The organism is Deinococcus radiophilus (assembly GCF_020889625.1).
Lineage (GTDB): Bacteria > Deinococcota > Deinococci > Deinococcales > Deinococcaceae > Deinococcus > Deinococcus radiophilus.
Genome location: NZ_CP086380.1, coordinates 1,777,295 through 1,796,392, shown reverse-complemented (window position 1 = coordinate 1,796,392; position 19,098 = coordinate 1,777,295). Strand labels below are relative to the sequence as shown.

Here is a 19,098-nt window from a genome sequence, read left to right as displayed (position 1 = left end):
GCCCAGTCGGTCGGTCTCATGTCCATGTGCCCTCCCTTATTCAGTAGGCGAAATACACCAGTTCGGGCCGGGCCTCGCTGGGAGCCGGCTTGGGCTGTGGTGCGGGCAACGTGCCGACCAGCGCCCGCGCCTGCGCCAGATAGTCGGCGTAGGGTACAGGCCCCTGTTCGGTGGGCAGGCGCGTCATGCCGAACAGATCCGGCGCGGGCGGGTCGGCGGGGTGGGTCCAGGCACCGGTCTGCCAGTCGAAGTCGTAGACCGCCAGAAACTGCTCCCCGTAATCGGCCACAAACTCCACGGCGTCCAGAATGAATGTCGCTTCTTCGTCGGTGATCCAGGGGGCCAGGTTCAGGCGGGTCCAGCCGGGCTTGAGGCCGTCCAGACCTCCGCTGATGCAGCCGAAATACTGCTCGCTCAGCTCGTCACCGATGTCCAGCAGCGCGTGGCCGTAAGGTCCGGCGCAGGCGCAACCACCACGGGCCTGAATGCCGAACAAGTCGTTCAGCAGCCGCACGGTCAGGCGGGGGTGCAGGGTCTTGCCGCCTGGCAGCTGCACGATAAACGACAGAAAAGCCAGCCGGGGGGCGTCCAGACTGCCCAGCAACCAAAGCCGGGGGTGGCGGGCAAAACGCTCACGGGCCAGGGCATACAGCTCATGCTCGCGGGCCAAAAGGCGGTCGGTGCCCAGCTCTTCCTTGACGCGGAAGGTCAGGGCAGTTCGGATTTTGCCCAGAATGGCCGGTGTGCCCGCGTCCTCACGCGCCTCGATGTCATCCACGTAGGCGTGCTTGTGGCGGCTGACGTAAGTGACGGTCCCGCCCCCCGCCGTGGTCGGTGCCTGTCCCTGACCGTACAGCTCGGCGCGGAAACACAGCAGGCCTGGCGTTCCAGGGCCACCCACGAACTTGTGCGGGCTGAGGAACACGGCGTCGTAGCCGTCCGGCTCGCCGGGCTTCATGTCAATGGCTACATAGGGGGCACTGGCCGCAAAGTCGAAAAAGGCGTAGGCCCCGTGCTGATGCAGCAAGCGGGCCAGGGCGCGGGTATCGCTGAGTCGCCCGGTCACGTTGCTGGCCGCGCTGAACGCCCCGTAGCGGGGCCGCCCGGCGTATTCGGGCCGGGTCAGTTCGCGTTCCAGGGTACTCAGGCAGATGCCGCCTTCTGCGCACAGGGGAACTTCCACGACTTCGGCCAAGGTTTCGCGCCAGCTGACCTCGTTGGAGTGATGCTCGTAGAGCCCCACGAAGACCACCGGGCGCTGCTCAGGCGGCAGGGCCTGGACGGTGCGGTCGCGCTGGGTGCTGCAGACACTCAGGCCCAGAATCTCCTGAAGGCGCTTGATGGCCGCCGTGCTGCCGGACCCGCAGAAGATCAGCTTGCAGTGGTCGTCGGCCCCCAGTTGCCCCTTGACATAGTCGTGGGCCTGGTGGGCCAGATGGGTGCTGGCCGCGCCGGTCACGCTGTCTTCGGTGTGGGTATTGGCGTACAGGGGCAGGGCCAGATCACGAATCCGGTCTTCTACGCTGCGCAGGGGCTTGCCTGAGGCCACGTAGTCGGCGTAGGTCACGCGTCGCTGGCCGAGAGGAGTCGTGACCAGGACGTCCGAACCGATCAGGTCGGCCCGCAGAGTTGCAAAGTCCATGCCAACATTGTAGGTAGCCATAAGGCCGTTTCAGGTCAGCGGATCAGCCGAGCTGGACGCCAGGGCTGCTTCTCAATAGATACGAATACCTGCTATTGGGTTGCCTGATACAGAACGGTTCAGTGGGGCAGGCGGCCGCGCCATACCCCATAGGCATAGGTTCCCAACAGCGCGGAGGCCAGCACGATCAGCATGGGCCACACGCCTGCGCCCAGCAGCACAAAGATTGGGCCAGGGCAGACGCCCGCCAGGCCCCAGCCCACTCCGAAGGCCAGTCCGCCGAACACATAGCGTTTCCAGCCCGTTTCCTTGGGACTGACCTGGATGGCTGCGCCGTCACGGGTCTGCCCGAAGCGGCGCAGCAAGAACATGCTGATCATTCCAGTCACCACCGCCGAGCCGATCAGCCCGAACATATGAAAGTCCTGAAAGCGGAACATCTCCTGGATGCGGTACCAACTGGCGGCCTCGGACTTGACCAGTACCGTCCCGAAGTACACTCCGACCAGCAGGTAGGTTAGGAGGCCTGTGGCCTGACGGGGGGCCGAATCATCTGCTGGGCGGGCAGCGGCGCGGCGCTGTGCAGCAGTCATACGAGCCTCATCAGCAGCGGCAGCAGGAAGTTGGCGCTGAGGATACCGCCCGCGAAAAACGACACGGTGGCGATCAAGGACGGCAGTTGCAGGGTGCTGAGGCCGGTGATGGCGTGGCCTGATGTGCAGCCGCCGCCGTAGCGTGTGCCAAAGCCCACCAACAGGCCGCTCAGCACCAGAATCAGCCATACGCCGGGGCTGGCCAGGTTGGTCAGTTCGTACGGCACCAGGCCGGGGTTCAGCTTCACACCCAGGCCACTCACGGCCCGCAGGCCGCCTTCGCTGAGGCGAGTCGGCTCCGGATTGGCGAACACAAACCCTGCCAGGAACCCGCCCAGCACCAGGCCCAGCGCGAACATCAAGTTCCACTTTTCCTTGTGCCAGTCATAGCGGAAAAAGCTGGGCTTGGCGCTTTCGGGCAGCACGATGGCGCAGCCGTGGCGCAGGTTGGACGAAATACCGAAGGACTTGTTGCCCAGCCAGAACAGCAGCGGCACGGTCAGGCCAATCAGGGGGCCGCCGACCCACCAGGGCCAGGGAGAGGTCAAAATTTCCATGCTTCACTCCTTTACAGTGAATAAGACTCTAAACAGGACTCTAACGGTGGCGCGTCTAGCGGCTGCCTCGGAAAATCACGGAGATGGTCGGATCTCTGCGGGTTGTATGCGAGCCGGGCGAATAGACACGGACGCAATCAGGCCCTGTCCCATGTTCCGGAATGACCTCTAGGCAGCGCTCACAGCACTTTGGGAATATTGGTGGCCAGCACATACAGGCCCATGACAACCAGAAACATCGCAAAGCCTTTTCGCAGCGCTTCGTTCGAGACTTTTTTGCCCAGTTGGCTGCCCAGGAAGCTGCCTGCCACACCGATGGCCGTAAAGACGGCGATCAGGGTCCAATCCATGTTTTCCACGCCCAGCAGGTGTGCGTACTTGTAGAACCCAGCAAAGCTTTTGGCGGCGATGATCAGCAGGCTGGTGCCGACCGCCAGGCTCATGGGCAGGCCGCCCAGCAGCACCAGCGCGGGAATAATCAAAAAGCCGCCGCCCACGCCGACCAGCCCGGTCAGGATACCCACGCCTAGGCCCTCCGCTCCGATCTTGAGCGGTGAGCGGTGGTGGTTCTCGGCGCTGGTGTCGGCCTCGGGCTTGGGACGGAACATCATGACGGCGGCCAGCATCATCACGGCGGCAAACAGCAGCAGCTGCATGGCCCCAGGCAGATAGGCGCTCAGTGCCGCGCCCGCGTAGGTTCCCAGCACGCCCGGAATGCCGAACAGTACCACGCTGCGCCAGTCCACCTGACGGCGGAGGATATAAGGAATCGCCCCGAACAGACTGATTCCGCCCACGATGGCGAGGCTCTGGGCAATCGCCAGTTTCTCGCCTACCCCGGCCAGGTAGATCAGCACTGGCACGGTCAGGATGGAGCCGCCCGATCCCAGCAGGCCCAGGCTCAGGCCGATCAGCAGAGCGCCGATCCAGGCAAAAATGGTCATCTCAAACTCTCTTTCATGACGTCTTGGAGAGGCACAAGCCAGCCCGCAGCGGCGGTCAGGAAGTCCTGGTCCGCCGCTGTAAGGTGGGCCACGCTCAACTGTGGCTCCGGGCGTTCTTAGCCTTGGCCTTTTTCTACCTGCTCGGGCTTGGCCTTGGCCCAGTTCTCAAAGCCTCCGGCAATCTCTAGGACGTCGTAGCCTTCGGAGCCGAGGTAGCTAGCGGCGGCGCTGCTGCGCGCACCCGACTGGCAGTGCACGATGATTTTGCGGTTTTTGGGCAGCTCAGTCTGTTTCCAGGCGATCCGGCCAGCGTGCAACTGGGTCGCGCCGGGGATGTGGCCGCCCTGGTACTCGGTCTTGTTGCGGACATCCAGAATCAGGGCGTCTGGGTACTGCGCGACGTCACTCGGCTGGATGGGCGGCACCGCTTTGGTGTCCAGGCCTTCCACGCTGTTCACATAGCCCACCACGTTGTCCAGCCCCACCATCCACAGGCGGCGGCGCAGGGTTTCGGCAGCCTCGGCGTCCTCGGCCAGCAGCAGGTAGTCGCGGTCTTCGGGGCGCAGCAGCCATCCGGCCCAGGTTTCGGTTTTGTTCGGGGTCGGCAGGTTGATGCTGTTCTGTGGGGCCTGGGCGTGATACGCCTCCTTGGCGCGGGTATCGATCAGCATGACTCCGGTGTCCATCCTGGCGTTGGCTTCTGCGGCACTCAGCTCAGGGAGGGGGGCCACGTCGCCCAGGACCTCCGCACCGTCACGGTTCTGGGTCTTCATGCGTCCGTAGTACAGCGGAGCGTCGGGCTGTCCGTCCAGCAGCTCGTCCATGAAGCCTTGCTCCTCGCCTTTCTCCACGTACCCCGCCCACCAGCTCAGCGCCCGCTCATAGCCCACCGTGGTGGTTGGCACTGCGCCCAGGGCCTTGCCACAGGCACTGCCTGAACCGTGGGCGGGCCACACCTGCACGTAATCCGGGAGCGAGAGGAACTGCTCTTTCAGGCTGCGAAACATGTCCTTGGCTCCCTGAAAGCGGGTGTCCTGACCGCCCGCCGCTTCGTCCAGCAGGTCGGGGCGGCCAATATCGCCCACGAACACGAAGTCACCCGTGAACAACATGCTGGGCTGGTCGCCGCGCGGGGTATCAGTCACCAGAAAGCTGATGCTCTCAGGGGTATGGCCAGGGGTATGGCGCACTTCCAGGCGCACATTGCCCACCATAAAGGTGTCGCCGTGACGCACCGTTTTCATCTTGGGGGTGGTGTAGGTGTATTCCCAGCCTTCGCCGCCCTCGCCCGATACCAGAAACTCGGCGTCTTCGGCCAAGGCCAGCTCACGGCCCCCGCTGAGGTAATCGGCGTGGATGTGGGTTTCGGTGACGTGGGTCAGCCGTAGGCCTTGGGCCTTGGCCTCATCTTGGTAGATGCTGACGTCACGCACCGGATCGATCACCAGGCACTCGCCGGTCTTCTGGCAACCCACCATGTAGCTGGCCTGAGCCAGGTCTTCGTCGTAAAACCGCTTAAAGAACATGCCTTTCCTCCTTGGGATCTCTAGGATTGGTCCTGCTTCGTGTTGCCAATCTAACCCTGGGGGGGTATAGTGTCAACTACCCCAGGGGGGTATAAGTGGTATTTGAAATCAGAATGTCCCCCGCTTTGGTCCCCCATCGTCCGGCGTTGACCGGCTGCCCCGTTTCAGGAGTTTGCTGTTATGACCACCTTTGCCCGTTTTGCCCTGCCTCTCTTGGCGTTTTCTCTGGTCGCCTGCGCCCCAGCAGACGGCGCGGACACTGCCCCCCCCACCTCCACCTCGCCTTCTAGCGCAGCGCCCACGGCATAGGCCCCCGCTGCCGCGGGCTATCAGACGGTGACGGTTCAGGCCCTGCACGAGCGCCTGGGCCAAGATATTCACATCATTGATGTCCGCACGCCCGAAGAATTTGCTGCCGGACACATCGAGGGCGCGCAGCTGCTGCCGCTGGGCGAGCTGGAAGGCCGCATGGCCGAGCTGCCCAAGGACGGCGAGCTATACGTGGTGTGCCGCAGCGGCAGCCGTAGTGCGCAGGCCAGTGAATTGCTGACCCAGGCGGGCCGCAGCGTGACCAATGTGGACGGCGGTATGCTGGCCTGGGAGGCTGCCGGTTTGCCGGTGGTCCAGTAGGGGAGGGGGTATACTGATGACCAAGTCAAAGACCAACCGACCCACCGAGGTGGCCGCCGAACCCACCTATCCACCCCTGACAGAGACTGACCAGAAGGTGCTCAAGCGCCTGAGACGGATTGAAGGACAGGTGCGTGGGTTGCAGCGCATGATTGAAGAAGGCCGTGATTGCCACGACATCCTGACCCAGCTGTCGGGGGTCCGCAGTGCGCTGGACGCCGCCGGGGATGTGGTGCTGGAACAGTACGCCAGCGGCTGCCGCGCCCGCCCCGGCGAGGCCGTCACTCCGGCAGACGTGGTGCGGGCAGTCAAACTCCTGCGCTAAGGGCGGGTTATTGCCCGCGTCACTCCAATCGGTCTATCCGGATCAGCGGTCCATTCAGTCCGTCCAGCCGGGCGGGAAAGTCGCTCGGGTTCAGTTGCTTTCCAGTGCTGGTGTCCACTATGGCAAACGTGGCGGTGCTGCTCGCCAGGTCCACGGTCAACCGTGTCACCGTGCTGCGGTCGCTGCCAGGGTGGCCCAGGTAGTCCCGCCCGCCGATACCGCCAGTGGCCAGGGTGTTCACCCCGTGCCAGCGTCCTGGAAATGCAGCGGCATGGTGGCCGCTGACATAAGCCAGCGTCTCCGTCTGTTGCATGATGCGGGCCAGCGCCTGCGCGTCGGCCAGATTCAGCACCTCACCGGGCCGATTCTTACCCTCGCTGATGCCTGCCAGTGGCAGATGCCCCAGCACCAGCCGTGCTCCTGCCTGTTGAGCTGCCGCAGAAGTCAGCTGCCCGCGCAGCCAGGTCAGCGTCTGGTCACTCAGGTCGGCCTGCGGCGCATCTATGACTGCGACAAAGAGAGTTTTACCACTGGGAGCGGCCAGGGTAAAGCTGTATTCAAAAGGAAAGCGGCGGGTGTCGGCATGGTTCAGCGCGGGGCGGTGCGCCTGCCAGTAGCGCTCCGCTTCCCGTCGGTCACGGGTGTGGGCCGCGTCGTGGTTGCCCAGCGTAAAGGCAAAGGGAATCCCGGCGTTTCTCAGAGGACCCTGCACGTCTCGGTCAAAGGCGGCCCACATGGCCTGGACTTGTGCGTTACTCAGGCTGGCTTTTTGGCCCGCGATCAGGTCGCCTGCCGACAGCACCGCGTCGGGCTGCCAGCGGAGGATCTGGCGCATGGCCCCGCTCAGCTCGGCGGGGTAGGTGGTGGACCCGTATGGCCCGTTGAAGTCACTCAAGATCGCCAGATCCAGCGTGTCGGCGGGGCCAGCGTGTGCAGCACTGAGCAGCAGGGCGGCGATCAGACTGGCAACGAGGGGGCGCATGGCCTCACTGCATCACAGCCGGGTCAGCGGCGGGTGATGTGAGGGCGCCAGGATCAGCAAAAAACATTGTGAAGGTTTGGCCTGTCCCTCACGCCCAGCTGACGTGCCCTTTTTAAACTGCCCCTATGACCCGCAATGACAGCCCGCGCTCCTCTGTGGTCCCGGAAATCAGCCCCGCTGGCAACGAACTGCCGCACGAGCAGACCCCGCCGGATCAGCCTGCCGATCAGGGACCTGCCCCCCGCCCGGATCAGATGCCAGCAGGCGAGGTGGTGAAGGTGCCACATCAGGGCGAAGGCCTCAGCAGCGCCGAAGTGGCCGGGATGACTGAGGGCCAGGAGTCGGTTGAGGTGAATCAGGCGCTGGAGCAAGCCCAGGGCCGTGAGGACACCAGCCAGAGCTGACCTAGGCGAGGCGGCTATTCATGTTGTGATGCCAGCGGCGTGTCCTTGTCCAGACAGTCGGGTTCCAGAAAAAAGGCGATGTCCGTTTCGTAGGCGTTGGGATCGGGAGTATGTGGCACGCTCTTGACGTAAATCTCAGCGGTACTGCCTGTCAGCTTGAGGCCCCGGCGCAGCGCTTCTTCTGCGACAACCGAGTAAGCAGCGCCTGTCTTCTCGTAAGGCCCGACAAACCGCCCGATGAATGCAGGTCCTCCCTCAAAGGTTTGCACCTGGATTCGGCCTGAGGGTTGGACCGTGCCCGTGACAGGCAGGAAGACCTCGACCACACTGGTTTCGCCCTCGCCCCCGGCATGATGTACGAAAAAGCTGGGAGCGCTGACCGAATAGTTCTGGGCGTGCTTGTAGGCCATCAGTTCCTGTAAAGCCTGTGGGATGACCTCATAGTGCGGAGGTTGCAGCGTTTCGCGAATGACCAAGACTTGCTGGGTGGGCAACTGTTCTAGGCGGTATTCCATGGTTTTCTCCTTCAGAAAGGTGTGGAGGCTGGATAGAGCGGCTTCCCGCTCCGCGATTTCCGTCTGTAGCCGCGCCTTATGCTGGCCTAGGATTGCTGCGGTATGTTCGGGGGTCTGAATCAGCCGCTGTATTTCGCTGACAGGAAGACCCATTTGCCGCCAGTGCCGAATATGTATGGCCAGACTGACCTGTGAGACGCTGTACTGGCGGTAGCCACTGGCCTGGTCGGTCCCCTGAGGACACAGCAAGCCGATGTCGTCGTAGTAGCGCAGGGTCTTGGGCGGCAAACCTGTCAGCTGTGCAAATTGAGAGATCAACAAGTATCTGGCCATGCACCTCTCAACGTAGACGTTCCCATCACTGGAAGGTCAAGAGGCAAAAAAATATCCCCATCAATAAAGAGGGGATCATTTGGTGGGTCGTGTAGGAATCGAACCTACAACCCGCTGATTAAGAGTCAGCTGCTCTGCCAATTGAGCTAACGACCCAGAGCAACGGATTATACGTCGTCAGGCATGGAGCGTCAAGAGCCGCGCTTCCTCCAGTCTTTCAATGTTCGCCTTCCAGGTCCTGCCCGGTCTGGCCCTGACGCAGCCGCGCACCGGGAGCGACTTGCTGGCCGGGGCGCAGCTCGGCACCGCCGTCTACACGGGCCTGTGCCCCGACCACGCACAGCCGGGCATTAGGGGCCAGGCTCCCTACAGTGGCTCCGTCGCCCACTACGCCTTCCCGGTCCACAATCGCGCGGCTGACTTTGGCCCCGGCGCGAATCACACCTCCCGCCTGCACGATGGTGTCGCGCACCTCAGCTCCCTTCTCTACGACGGCACCGGGGCCAATCAGACTGCGGATCACAGTCCCGGCAATATCTGCACCACCGCACACGAAGGAATCGTTGATGGTCGCCTCAGGCCGAATACGGGTGGGGGGCCGGGTAATGGAGGACGTAATAAAGGGCCACTCCTCGCAGTCCAGTTCCAGTCCGCCTCCCTCCAGAAAATCCCGGTGCGCCTGGTGATAGGCGCTGAGCGTGCCCACATCCAGCCAGTAGCCCTCCAGCGGATAGGTATAAGCGTCACCGCGCTCGACCAAGCGGGGCAGCAGGTGTTCCCCGTAGTCGCCCATATTGCCTTCTGCTTGCAGGTCGTCCAGGGTTTCGGTCAGGAGTACGGCGTCGTACACGAACACCTCGCAGGCCACTGTGCGGCCCAGGGGTTCATCCGGTTTGTAGGCGAATTCGGTGATTTTTCCGTCCTTGCCGCTGCAGACATTGCTGAAACGGGTCGCTTCCGACTTGTCGCTGATGTCGGTGGTCACCACCGTAACACTGGCTTCCTTGTCCAAGTGCTGCTGAATCACTGGCGCGTAGTCCAGCTTGTAGATGTGATCGGCACTGAGAACCAGCACGATGTCAGCCCCAGACTCGCGGATCAGGTCCGTATGCAGCGCCAACGCGTGTGCGTTGCCTTCGGAAAAGCCACCGTCCTCATCGGCAGGGCCGGAAAAGGGCGGCATGACCTTCAGGCCACCGCGGGTGCGGTCCAGATCCCAGGGGCGCCCCCCAGCCAGGTGCTCGTTTAGGCTATGGGGCAGGTATTGCTCAATGATCCAGACGTCCTGCAAGCCGCTGTGGACAATGTTGGACAGCGAAAAGTCAATCAGGCGGTACGTCCCCATAAACGGCACGGCTGGTTTGGCCACCTGATCGGTCATCGGGGCCAGGCGGCTGCCTTTGCCCCCGGCCAGAATGATGGTCAGGACAGTTTTGCCAGCAATGCGGGTATTCATGTCCGGCTTATTGTGCCTGTTCAGGCCCGGGCTACAGGTGAAGTTGCATTTACAAGGGGTTGAGGTCAGCCCGTATCGGAGTGGCCGCGTTTTCCCCCTGTACCCCCAGAGAGTGAAGGATCAGTCATCCATGCCCAGGTCTAACTCATGGGGCAGTATTATGCTCAGAACATGACTATACGGCGTCATTTCAGCGATACGCGGACGGAGGTGGGCCGCGTGAGATTCTTGTTGGCTGACCAGAGCGTACAGCTGGTGGCGGAAGGCCCAGGGTGGCAGCATTGCAGCGAGCACCGCAACTTCAGCGAGGCCACCCAGGAACTGGCTTTCCTGCCTCAGGTGCCTCAGCGGCTGTACGAGGCCTCGTTGGAGGACTTGCAGCGGCGTATGGGACTGGAGTTCGCGGCCTGAGCCAATGTTGTACCGCAGGGATGAATTAGACTGGTTCCTATCATGCCCAGAGCTGCCGCCCGCTCCAGTACCACGCCCCCCAGCTACCGTGAGGCCTACGCCACACTGAGCCGGATCGTGGCTGAGCTGGAAGCGGGAGACACCGATCTGGACCGTGTGCTTCCCCTGTTGGATGAGGCCCGCGCTGCTTACGAGGTGTGCCAGGGCCGGATTGCCGCTGTCGCGCAGGCAGTGGGTCAGGCCGACTGGCTGGCCGCAGAGGACACTGAGGCGGGCCAGTCAGCTGAGCTGGATATGCTGGATGAAGAAGAGTAGCGCAGGACGCTCAAGAGAGTGAGGCAGGGTGGTGTGGCAAACATCCCTCCCTTTTCTGCTGTCCAGCGCTCAGCAAAAGCCCGGTCCAGCACCCCGGGTCAGGGCGGTATGCTGGACCTTATGACAGACGCCTCACAGGCGGGGGCCAGGATCCCGGTGCCGACGGTTGATCCCCTGGTGTATGAAGCCGTAATGCAATTGACCTACCTGCCAGTGTTGCTGAGTGGCGGCCATCTGGAAGTCCATGGCCGCGAATACGTTCCCCCAGCGGGCACCCCACTGATCGTGGCCTGTAACCACCGCTCTGGCCTGGACCCCTTCGTGCTGGCGCGGGGGTTGCCTCCACAGTCGGGACGCCGCATTCAGTTCATGGCCAAGCAGGAACTATTCTTTCCGATTCTGGGGGACATCATCCGGCGCGGTGGGTCGTTTCCGGTGGACCGTGACGCCAAAGATGTCGGATCGGTCCGCATGGCCCTGCGTGTGTTGCAGGCAGGCGGCACCCTGGGCATCTTTCCCGAAGGTAGCCGGGCTGGCGGGCAGTTGCACGGCGGTGTGGCCCTGATGGCGCTGAAGGGCCGTGCTCCGGTGATGCCAGCGGGTCTTACCCGTCACGGAAAGCGCTGGGTGCTGCGCCTGGGCGAGCTGCTGCCGTATACCCTGGGAGCACGGGCGCTGATGACCCAGCTGGAAGTGGAAATTGAGCGACTCTCGCAGCCGGAATTCGGCCAGTTATGGGACTAGCAAGGTGACGAACTCTCCCATGCTGCAGCCGGGCCAATCTCCTGAAACGGGCCAGCGAACCCGGCGCGGGGCAGCCCGTGGGCCGCTGCTGCTGACCCTGATTCTGTTGCTGCTGGGCAGTATGGTCCTCAGTGTGGCGGTGGGCAGTGTGTCGATTCCGGCCAGCGAGGTACTGGACGCAGTCTGGCGGGGCCTGAGTGGCAGCTTGCAGGAAGGTGACGTGATCATCTGGGATATTCGCCTGCCACGGGTGCTGATGGCTGTGCTGGTAGGGGCGTGTCTGTCAATATGCGGGGCGGCTTTTCAGGGTGTATTTCGCAATCCGCTGGCTGACCCTTACCTGCTGGGCGTCGCCAGCGGAGCGGCGGTGGGGGCGACGGCGGGCCTGGTGCTGGACTTGCCCCGCGCCATCCTGCCGCTGACGGCCATGCTGACCGCGCTGGCGACCGTCGCCATTACCCTGATGTTGGGCCGCTCTGGACGGCGCTTTCCGCCCACCCGCCTCATCCTGGCCGGCGTAGTGATGGGCAGCTTTCTGGGGGCGGTGACCACCTTTCTCATCATGCAGGGTGAGGACCGCGCCCGCGAGGTGCTGGCCTATACGCTGGGCGACCTGGGATTTTCCAGCTGGGGGGACATCGGGCGGGTGCTGCCCTACGCGCTGCTCGGCTGCGGCACCCTGATCGGGCTGGGGCGGGCGCTGGACCTGTTGCAACTCGGCGACCTGACGGCTTCCAGTCTGGGCCTGCCCGTTGAAAAGCTACGGCTGCTGGTGATTGTGGCCGGCAGCCTGGCCACCGCCGCCGCCGTCGCCTACACCGGGGTAATCGGCTTCGTGGGATTGATCGTGCCGCACACGGTTCGCCTGATCTGGGATCCCAGCCACCGGGTACTGCTGCCCGTCTCCGCGCTGGCGGGGGGCCTCTTGCTGGTGCTGGCCGACCTGCTGGCCCGCACCACCCCACTTTCACAGGTGGGCATCGTCACCACGCTGCTGGGTGGGCCTTTTTTCCTGTACCTGCTGCGGCGAGTAAAGGCCTAGTGATGACAGAAACAGAGACATTCAGCGCCCACGGTCTGCAGGTGCGGGCGGGCGATTTCCCAGCGGTGCGCGGCGTCTCGGTGTCGTTTCCGGCCGGGCGGCTGAGCGCCGTGATCGGTCCCAACGGTGCGGGAAAATCCACGCTGTTGCGCGGCATGCTGGGGCTGACTCCGGTGCAGTCAGGCCGTGTGGAACTGCTGGGGCGCCCACTGGCCGAGTGGTCACGCGCTGAGCGGGCGCGGCAGCTGGCCTATCTGGCCCAGACCGAGGGCCTGCCCGTCGACACCCGCGTGCGCGACGTGGTGGCGCTGGGGCGCGGCGCAGGCGAGTGGCGCTGGGGCCTGATTCCCCGCACAGGTTGGACGCCCGAGGACGAGGCTGCCGTGACCGAAGCGTTGACCCGCACCGATACCCTGGCCTTTGCTGAACGCCCCGTCTCGGAGCTGTCGGGCGGCGAGGCGCAGCGGGTGGCGCTGGCGCGGGCGTTGGCAGCGCGGCCCCACTTTCTGGTGCTGGACGAACCGACCAATCACCTCGACCTCGCCTACGCGCTGGATGTGATGCGCTACCTGCGGGCCGAAGTGCGGCGCGGTGTGGGCGTGATCGCCGTGCTCCACGATCTGAACCTGGCGGCCCGCGCCGACCATCTGGTGTTGCTGCACGCTGGGCAGGTGCTGGCCGCCGGGACACCCGCACAGGTGCTGACCCCGGAGCAGCTCCACGCGGCCTACGGAGTGCGGGTGGATGTGGTGCAGGCCGCACAGCGCCTGGTGATTGTGCCGCACGATAGAGACGATGGCGACACCTAAATACTTTCCGACCGCCGGACATCTGCTGGTGTGCCAGGGACCCAACTGTCAGGCCCGCGGCTCTGCGCCACTGTATCAGGCCCTCTGGCGGGCACTGGATCAGGGCCACCTGGCCTATTACAAGTCGGGCGGCAACGTTCGCCTCACCGAGAGCGGCTGCCTGGGCGCTTGTTCTTATGGTCCGGCGCTGTGCGTGTACCGCGAGCATGGCGGCAAATTAGAGCAGGGCTGGTACGCCGGCGTGGATTTCCCGCTGGCGCTCGCGCTGGCCCAGGCGGTCCATCAGGGCGCAGAGTTGCCCGAAGACCGTCGGTACGGACCGGACGGCGGCTAAGAGCCAGCTGATCATCAACATCTCTTGGTCTGTTCGCCATGCCTTTCAGCCCGCAGCACATGACACTGGGGTATGAGCGACCAACAACCGGACATCCAGAACCAGTTTGAGATGCGCGATCCGCTGAGGCAGTATCCGCAGCCGCCGTTTCCCCGTCAGCCGCAGGAGGCGCCGGGGCTGGCCTCGGCCATGCAGCCGCGGCCGGATCATGGAGAGAGCAGCTATCAGGGCCTGGGCCGTTTGCAGGGCCGCCGGGCGCTGATCACCGGCGGCGACTCGGGGATCGGGCGGGCAGTGGCAATCGCCTACGCCCGCGAAGGGGCCGATGTAGCGATCAACTACCTTCCCGAGGAAGAGTCCGACGCCCAGGAAGTGGTGCGCTTGATTGAGGAGGCGGGCCGCAAAGCAGTGGCGTTGCCCGGTGACCTGCGCACCCGCGAGTTCTGTGACAGCCTTATTGAGCAGGCGGCGCAGCAGCTGGGCGGCCTGGACATTCTGGTGATCAATGCCGGCAAGCAGGTCAGCCAGGACGACATCGCCGATATTACCGACGAGCAGTTCGACGACACCATGAAAGTCAATATCTACGCCATGTTCTGGCTGAGCCGCGCCGCTGCACCCCACCTTCAGCCGGGGGCCAGCGTCATTATTACCTCCAGCATCCAGGCGTCCAAGCCATCCAAGAACCTGCTGGACTACGCCTCCACCAAAGCGGCCAACGTGGCCTTCGCCCAGGCCCTGTCGGGGCAGCTGGCGGAGAAGGGCATTCGGGTAAATGCCGTGGCCCCCGGCCCGATTTGGACACCGCTGCAACCCAGTGGCGGCCAGCCGCAGGAAAAGGTGCAGCAGTTCGGTGAGTCGGTTCCGCTGGCCCGCCCCGGCCAGCCCGCCGAGCTGGCGAGTGCCTATGTGTATCTGGCCTCACAGGAAAGCAGTTATGTGACGGGCGCGGTGCTGCCGATCACGGGCGGCACGCTGTTCTAGAACACCGGATAGGCGATTTTCTAGCGCAACCACGCTCAGGCTGTGAGGCCCGTGCCAGAAGCGGCTGGCTATACTGCGCCGCAATGGCTTCCCGCACGCCCACCTGGATGAACCGTCCCCATACCCTGACTTCTCGCCTGGCGTCAGCGGCGCTGCAGCTGGCGGGCTGGCAGGCTGTGCTGGCCCCGCCGCCCTCGCCCCGTGTGGTGGCGGTGGCCGCTCCTCATACTGCCAATGCCGACTTCTGGCCGGGTATCTTCTGGCGCTGGGCCACCCGCAGCCCGGCCCGTTGGGTGGGCAAGCACACCCTCTTTCGCCCCCCGCTGGGCGGTCTGCTGCGCTGGTGGGGCGGGCTGCCGGTAGACCGCCGCCGCGCTGGGGGGAACTTTGTGGACGCCGTGGTGCAAATCATCCGTGAGTCGGACGAAATCATGCTGACCATCGCCCCCGAAGGCACCCGTGCCCGCGCCGAGCACTGGAAGAGTGGCTTTTATTACATGGCTCTAGAAGCGGAGGTGCCCATTGCTGTGACGGTGATTGACTGGGGCCACAAGCGCTTTGGAATCGTGGGCTATGTGCAGCCGACGGGCGACATCGAAGCAGACTTTGCGGCGATTCGTGAGCTGCTGCGCGGCGTGCAGGGCCACACCCCGCAGAACATGACTCCGGTGATTCCTAAACCAGCCCAGCCCTAAGGTTGCTTAGGGTCGTGGTCGCCTCGGTGTTGCGGTGCGGCCCCTTCAACCTGTCCTTCTTCACGCAGGCCCTGAATCTCTTCCAAGAAGCGTTCCACCGAGTCAAAGTCCTGGTACACGCTGGCAAAGCGGATGTAGGCTACATCGTCCAGTGGGCGCAAGAAGGCCATGGCCCGCCGCCCGATGTCCTCGGAGCTGATTTCAGGACGGCTGACCTCGTCCTCGAACGAGTACGCGAAGGAGCGCAATTCAGCGGCGTCAACCGGGCGCTTCTCGGCGGCCAGTTCCAGTCCACGTAGCAGTTTGTCGGGGTTGAAGGCCTGCCGAACGCCACCGCGCTTGAGCACCATCAGCGGTTCCAACTGGGTGCGTTCGTAGGTGGTGAAGCGGCGTGAACAGCTCTGGCACTCACGGCGGCGGCGAATACTGGCGCCCTCGTCGCTGGGCCGTGAGTTGACCACACGGGTATCTGCCGCCGAGCAGTAGGGACAGTTCACGCGGGGCCGCGCCTTTCTGGTGTAGGGGCCAGAAAGTTGGCCCGCTGTTCCGGCGAGAGCAGATCCAGCCCCTGCTGCTGAATTGCAGGCAGCGGCACATCAATGCACATACCGCGCAGGTGCATCAGTCCCGGCGAGGCCAGCGCCGTGACCGCGTTCACCACGCCAATGTCCAGCTCGTCCTCACCACTGGGTGAGCGGCTGGGCAGCAGCAGGTTGATTCTGAAACCGTCTTCCTGCGCGCTGTCCAGCAGTCCGCGTAGGCCGCCGCGCAGGGTATGACCTTGTAAGCCACCCTCGTCCAGATGCGGCCCGATGACCGTCAGCCAGGACTGTGGGAGGCGCTGACGCATGGTCTGGGCGATGCTCACACTGCTTTTCATGTTGGCCTGAAAGAGGTCCATCCACTCGCTCTCGCTGAGCAGGTTGAGGGCTGGGTGCGCCCGTTTGTCTGCCGAGTGAACCACGCCCTCCAGCGCTCCGAAAATGTCCAGGATGCGGCCCTGAACTTTGATCCAGTCCAGCGGCACCGATACGTCGGCCTGCATGGGGATGGCGGTAGTTCCGCTGCGCTCGATCAGACTGGCCAGTCCGGCGAGCAATTCGCCTTGCTTGCCGACCAGCACCAGGGTTGCCCCAGCGTCGGCCAGCCCCTGCGCCATCACCCGCCCATAACCCCGGTCCGCCCCTGTCACCGCAATGACGTGGCCAGCCAGATCAGGAGGACGGACGGTCGGGGGCAGGGGAGCCTGGGTCACGCTATGCAGGATAGCGCAGCCCGGCAGGGCGCAAAATATGCTGCAGATTGCCATGCAGTAAAATGCCTCCCCCTGGGATGGGAGAGGCGGTGCGGCAGATGGATTAGCGCAGTAGGCTGCCGAGGCTCAGTGATTCGCTCTCTCCCAGGCCGAGGTTCTCCGGGTAAATGGCCATCCATTGCTTGGGCAATTCCTTGCTGGCCAGGGTCACGGTAACTTCGGCCTGGCCAGCCGTTTCACCTGTCTGGGTGGCCTTGGCGCTGCCCGACAGGACCACCGAGTTCCAGCCCGCCTTCAGATTCAGGTCCATGTTCAAAGTGGCCTTGGCGGTGTCGCTGTTCTCATCGTCCACCGGCAAGGTGCAGATCAGGGTGCCTTCGACCGTGGTGGCTTTGTCCACGTAGAGGACTGTTCCGGCCTGTCCCGAAGCATTGAAGTTGGTGTCTTTCACGCTAAAGACGGGCTGAGGGCTGGCCAGCAGCACGCCGCCACCGCCTACCGTCAGCAGACCGCCAGCGCTGTTGGCTGCTGCACTGGATTTGATGTCGCCGGTGCATTCGGCGTTCAGGTTTTCTTCAAGGCCTGCCGTAAATTCAGTATCAATCGGGGAGAGTTTGGCAGCGGCAACCTCGGCTGGCAACTTCAGCGACAGTTGCCCTGCTGCGCTGACCTTACCGGTGGCTGCTGGGGTGGGGGCCGTGTCTTCACCCAGAGTCGCATCGCTGGACAGTAGCAAATGAACCGGCTGCTCGCCCCGGTTCCAGGCTGCGGTGGAGAACGTTGGCCCCCCCTCCTTCATCTCCAGGGTCAACAGGCGAACGTCCCCTCTGAGTTCACTGGGCTGAGGTACCTGTGGCATGGACGCGCCAGGGCAAGCGGTTAGCTCAGAACTTGCACCTGAATAGGCGGACAAAAAGCGCTCCCAGAGCTGAAATTCTGGAAGTGTGTACAAACAGGTTTCAGGGGAGCGCGCCCATATTCTCTCACAGCGGATTCTGGACATTCCAGAGACGCTGTACCAACGGCGAAGCCTGGAGGCTTCGCTGCACCTTTTCCACAGTCCAGGCCAGAAGATCAAATTCAGCCAAGCTGAAGGAGCCAGCCCCAGTGCACTGAGTCGCTTCTTCAACGTCTATGACTGGGATTCAGACCGTTGCTGGGACGAGACGCAGGACATCCAGTGGCGCATTTTGTTGGACGTAGCTCACTCCAAACGCCGACCTCGGTTGCGGCTCAGTGTGGATCTGACCACGGTGGAAAAGGTGGGGACCCAGTTGCCCTTTGTCAGTGTGTACAACGGTAGACATGGCATCCACCTGGTCGTCCTGTTTGCCGAATATGGGGAACTGAAGTTCCCCATTTCCTACCGGGTGTACCAGGGCAAGCACACCGGTACCCCGGTCACGTTGGCCCAGGACCTGCTGGAGGAGGTGCCGGACTTCGTGGGGAAGCGCTTTCGGATCCGCATGTTGGCCGACAGCGGATTTGAATCCGCTGCCTTTCTGGAAGGCGTGCAGCGCCTTGGTTTTGAGTTTGTGGTGGGTGTGAGGAGCAACCGGCGCACGGACCATCCTGGGCGGGTGACGGTGGCGGACTGTCCGCATGGAGGCTATGTCAACTTGGCCAACTGGTCTCTGGAAACGCTGTCTCTGGGGAGAGTAGACCGTGGGGACCGTGAATTCTTCGCGGTGTCGTCTGAACTGTTGGAGGGGGACGAGATCGTTGCTGAGGGTGGGCGGCGCTGGACATTGGAGTCCTTTTTCAAGGAAGGTAAGCACCAGTTTGGGTTGGCGCAGTTCGCGCTGCGAACTGCCAGGGGTCTGGACCGCTGGATTCTGATGGTCTTCCTGGCCTTCACCCTGACCATACTGCATCGCTCAGAAGGGATGACCTTGAAAGAGGCGGCACGCCTGGCCCTCTACACCCTGTTCCCCGTAGTCAGGCTCAACCATCTTCTGAGTCAGCTCCAAAAAGAACGAGAATTTCTTCTCCAGCACGGCTATTCGCTCAGCTATGCAAGGTGCAAGTTATGAGGTTAGGGTAGCGGTCATCGCAACAGCGGCCATCAGTAAAGCGGGTTTTTTCACGCAGAAATCATATTCTATAAATTTTTATTTCACAATCTTTTTGGAGCTCGGTTCAAGCGATGATATGTAGGGAACGGAAAAAGCTGAAATATTTCGACAAATTGCTCTTTAGGCCACGCTAAGGAATATTCGGTCAGTTGGTTTCATAATACCTAAAATTTTTGAAATAGACGGGCAATTTATGGTTCTTGGGCTGGCTCCGAGGGCAAGAGGACGGTGTACCAAACATGAAAAGGCGACAGAGGGGCAAGCCCGCCTAAGTTCATGGCGCGACTTGGAGATGCCTCAGCTCGGTGTTGGAGTCTTCGGAAGGTTCCGACCTTTCCACGCTATCCTGAGGGTCATGCGCGAATTTTTGCGGGACTGGGGGCGGCTGATCTACCTGACGGCACTCTGGCTGGCGGGGCCAGTGCTGCTGTGGGCCTTGTTGGTCTGGCTGGGTGTGCTGGGCTGATGTCCCAGGGGCTGCACCGCGCCCAGGTGGGGCTTTTGGGCGTCGGGGGCCATGCTACTTT

At 63.1% G+C, this 19,098-nt stretch carries 23 protein-coding genes and 1 tRNA gene; 12 read left to right on the top strand and 12 right to left on the bottom strand.

What is annotated here, in order from left to right:
* Nucleotides 1-40: 40 nt before the first annotated feature.
* The 5 genes from LMT64_RS09065 to LMT64_RS09045 all read right to left on the bottom strand — a co-directional run bounded on the left by LMT64_RS09065 (nucleotide 41) and on the right by LMT64_RS09045 (nucleotide 5,262).
* Nucleotides 41-1,642, bottom strand: a complete 1,602-nt coding sequence (locus tag LMT64_RS09065) for an aminotransferase class V-fold PLP-dependent enzyme (RefSeq protein WP_229253180.1) — start codon at nucleotides 1,640-1,642, stop codon at nucleotides 41-43.
* A 119-nt stretch (nucleotides 1,643-1,761) separates the two neighbouring features.
* A complete protein-coding gene (locus LMT64_RS09060; RefSeq protein ID WP_126352807.1) occupies nucleotides 1,762-2,235 on the bottom strand; it encodes a YeeE/YedE family protein in 474 nt (157 codons plus the stop codon).
* The gene (locus LMT64_RS09055) at nucleotides 2,232-2,792 is read right to left on the bottom strand and encodes a YeeE/YedE family protein (protein ID WP_126352808.1); all 561 of its coding nucleotides are present in this window, start codon (nucleotides 2,790-2,792) and stop codon (nucleotides 2,232-2,234) included. The genes LMT64_RS09060 and LMT64_RS09055 overlap by 4 nt, the downstream gene beginning before the upstream one ends.
* 179 nt (nucleotides 2,793-2,971) lie before the next feature.
* Entirely contained in the window at nucleotides 2,972-3,736 is a 765-nt protein-coding gene (locus tag LMT64_RS09050; RefSeq protein ID WP_126352809.1) for a sulfite exporter TauE/SafE family protein, read from the bottom strand.
* A 116-nt stretch (nucleotides 3,737-3,852) separates the two neighbouring features.
* The gene (locus LMT64_RS09045) at nucleotides 3,853-5,262 is read right to left on the bottom strand and encodes an MBL fold metallo-hydrolase (protein ID WP_126352810.1); all 1,410 of its coding nucleotides are present in this window, start codon (nucleotides 5,260-5,262) and stop codon (nucleotides 3,853-3,855) included.
* A gap of 336 nt (nucleotides 5,263-5,598) precedes the next feature.
* Between LMT64_RS09045 and LMT64_RS09040 the strand changes: the two genes are divergently transcribed.
* Nucleotides 5,599-5,892 (top strand): rhodanese-like domain-containing protein, encoded by a 294-nt coding sequence (locus tag LMT64_RS09040; protein ID WP_229253179.1) that lies wholly within the window; start codon nucleotides 5,599-5,601, stop codon nucleotides 5,890-5,892.
* 16 nt (nucleotides 5,893-5,908) lie between these two features.
* Entirely contained in the window at nucleotides 5,909-6,217 is a 309-nt protein-coding gene (locus LMT64_RS09035) for a metal-sensitive transcriptional regulator (protein ID WP_126352812.1), read from the top strand.
* Nucleotides 6,218-6,236: 19 nt separating this feature from the next.
* On the opposite strand, the gene LMT64_RS09030 is transcribed toward LMT64_RS09035, so the two are convergent.
* Nucleotides 6,237-7,199, bottom strand: coding sequence for a metallophosphoesterase family protein (locus LMT64_RS09030; protein ID WP_126352813.1), 963 nt, complete (start codon nucleotides 7,197-7,199; stop codon nucleotides 6,237-6,239).
* Between the two features lie 125 nt (nucleotides 7,200-7,324).
* Between LMT64_RS09030 and LMT64_RS09025 the strand changes: the two genes are divergently transcribed.
* On the top strand, nucleotides 7,325-7,603 hold the full coding sequence (locus LMT64_RS09025) for a hypothetical protein (RefSeq protein WP_126352814.1): 279 nt from the start codon (nucleotides 7,325-7,327) through the stop codon (nucleotides 7,601-7,603).
* Between the two features lie 14 nt (nucleotides 7,604-7,617).
* Here the strand turns inward: LMT64_RS09025 and LMT64_RS09020 are convergent, their stop codons facing one another.
* The 3 genes from LMT64_RS09020 to LMT64_RS09010 form a co-directional block, all read right to left on the bottom strand.
* On the bottom strand, nucleotides 7,618-8,451 hold the full coding sequence (locus LMT64_RS09020) for a MerR family transcriptional regulator (RefSeq protein WP_126352815.1): 834 nt from the start codon (nucleotides 8,449-8,451) through the stop codon (nucleotides 7,618-7,620).
* A gap of 80 nt (nucleotides 8,452-8,531) precedes the next feature.
* Nucleotides 8,532-8,607: transfer RNA gene (locus LMT64_RS09015), tRNA-Lys, on the bottom strand.
* Between the two features lie 61 nt (nucleotides 8,608-8,668).
* A complete protein-coding gene (locus tag LMT64_RS09010) occupies nucleotides 8,669-9,907 on the bottom strand; it encodes a glucose-1-phosphate adenylyltransferase family protein (protein WP_229253178.1) in 1,239 nt (412 codons plus the stop codon).
* A 171-nt stretch (nucleotides 9,908-10,078) separates the two neighbouring features.
* Between LMT64_RS09010 and LMT64_RS09005 the strand changes: the two genes are divergently transcribed.
* The 8 genes from LMT64_RS09005 (at nucleotide 10,079) to LMT64_RS08970 (ending at nucleotide 15,241) form a co-directional block, all read left to right on the top strand.
* Entirely contained in the window at nucleotides 10,079-10,318 is a 240-nt protein-coding gene (locus tag LMT64_RS09005; RefSeq protein WP_126352817.1) for a hypothetical protein, read from the top strand.
* Nucleotides 10,319-10,360: 42 nt separating this feature from the next.
* Nucleotides 10,361-10,633 carry an exodeoxyribonuclease VII small subunit gene (gene xseB / locus LMT64_RS09000; RefSeq protein WP_126352818.1) on the top strand — a complete coding sequence of 91 codons (273 nt, stop codon included), beginning with the start codon at nucleotides 10,361-10,363 and terminating at the stop codon, nucleotides 10,631-10,633.
* 120 nt (nucleotides 10,634-10,753) lie between these two features.
* Nucleotides 10,754-11,377 (top strand): lysophospholipid acyltransferase family protein, encoded by a 624-nt coding sequence (locus LMT64_RS08995; protein WP_229253177.1) that lies wholly within the window; start codon nucleotides 10,754-10,756, stop codon nucleotides 11,375-11,377.
* A 19-nt stretch (nucleotides 11,378-11,396) separates the two neighbouring features.
* Nucleotides 11,397-12,419 carry a FecCD family ABC transporter permease gene (locus LMT64_RS08990; RefSeq protein ID WP_407647849.1) on the top strand — a complete coding sequence of 341 codons (1,023 nt, stop codon included), beginning with the start codon at nucleotides 11,397-11,399 and terminating at the stop codon, nucleotides 12,417-12,419.
* A 2-nt stretch (nucleotides 12,420-12,421) separates the two neighbouring features.
* Nucleotides 12,422-13,228, top strand: coding sequence for an ABC transporter ATP-binding protein (locus tag LMT64_RS08985; RefSeq protein ID WP_126352820.1), 807 nt, complete (start codon nucleotides 12,422-12,424; stop codon nucleotides 13,226-13,228).
* Nucleotides 13,215-13,562 (top strand): (2Fe-2S) ferredoxin domain-containing protein, encoded by a 348-nt coding sequence (locus LMT64_RS08980; RefSeq protein WP_126352821.1) that lies wholly within the window; start codon nucleotides 13,215-13,217, stop codon nucleotides 13,560-13,562. The genes LMT64_RS08985 and LMT64_RS08980 overlap by 14 nt, the downstream gene beginning before the upstream one ends.
* 72 nt (nucleotides 13,563-13,634) lie before the next feature.
* Nucleotides 13,635-14,546, top strand: a complete 912-nt coding sequence (locus LMT64_RS08975; RefSeq protein ID WP_126352822.1) for an SDR family oxidoreductase — start codon at nucleotides 13,635-13,637, stop codon at nucleotides 14,544-14,546.
* An 83-nt stretch (nucleotides 14,547-14,629) separates the two neighbouring features.
* The gene (locus LMT64_RS08970; protein ID WP_229253176.1) at nucleotides 14,630-15,241 is read left to right on the top strand and encodes a 1-acyl-sn-glycerol-3-phosphate acyltransferase; all 612 of its coding nucleotides are present in this window, start codon (nucleotides 14,630-14,632) and stop codon (nucleotides 15,239-15,241) included.
* On the opposite strand, the gene nrdR is transcribed toward LMT64_RS08970, so the two are convergent.
* The 3 genes from nrdR to LMT64_RS08955 form a co-directional block, all read right to left on the bottom strand.
* Nucleotides 15,238-15,738, bottom strand: a complete 501-nt coding sequence (nrdR, locus tag LMT64_RS08965; RefSeq protein WP_126352823.1) for a transcriptional regulator NrdR — start codon at nucleotides 15,736-15,738, stop codon at nucleotides 15,238-15,240. The genes LMT64_RS08970 and nrdR overlap by 4 nt on opposite strands.
* Nucleotides 15,735-16,496, bottom strand: coding sequence for an SDR family NAD(P)-dependent oxidoreductase (locus tag LMT64_RS08960; protein WP_229253175.1), 762 nt, complete (start codon nucleotides 16,494-16,496; stop codon nucleotides 15,735-15,737). The genes nrdR and LMT64_RS08960 overlap by 4 nt, the downstream gene beginning before the upstream one ends.
* Nucleotides 16,497-16,599: 103 nt before the next feature.
* Nucleotides 16,600-17,355, bottom strand: a complete 756-nt coding sequence (locus LMT64_RS08955; protein ID WP_126352825.1) for a hypothetical protein — start codon at nucleotides 17,353-17,355, stop codon at nucleotides 16,600-16,602.
* Nucleotides 17,356-17,440: 85 nt separating this feature from the next.
* Between LMT64_RS08955 and LMT64_RS08950 the strand changes: the two genes are divergently transcribed.
* The gene (locus tag LMT64_RS08950; protein WP_229253174.1) at nucleotides 17,441-18,529 is read left to right on the top strand and encodes a transposase; all 1,089 of its coding nucleotides are present in this window, start codon (nucleotides 17,441-17,443) and stop codon (nucleotides 18,527-18,529) included.
* The last annotated feature ends 569 nt before the right edge of the window (nucleotides 18,530-19,098 follow it).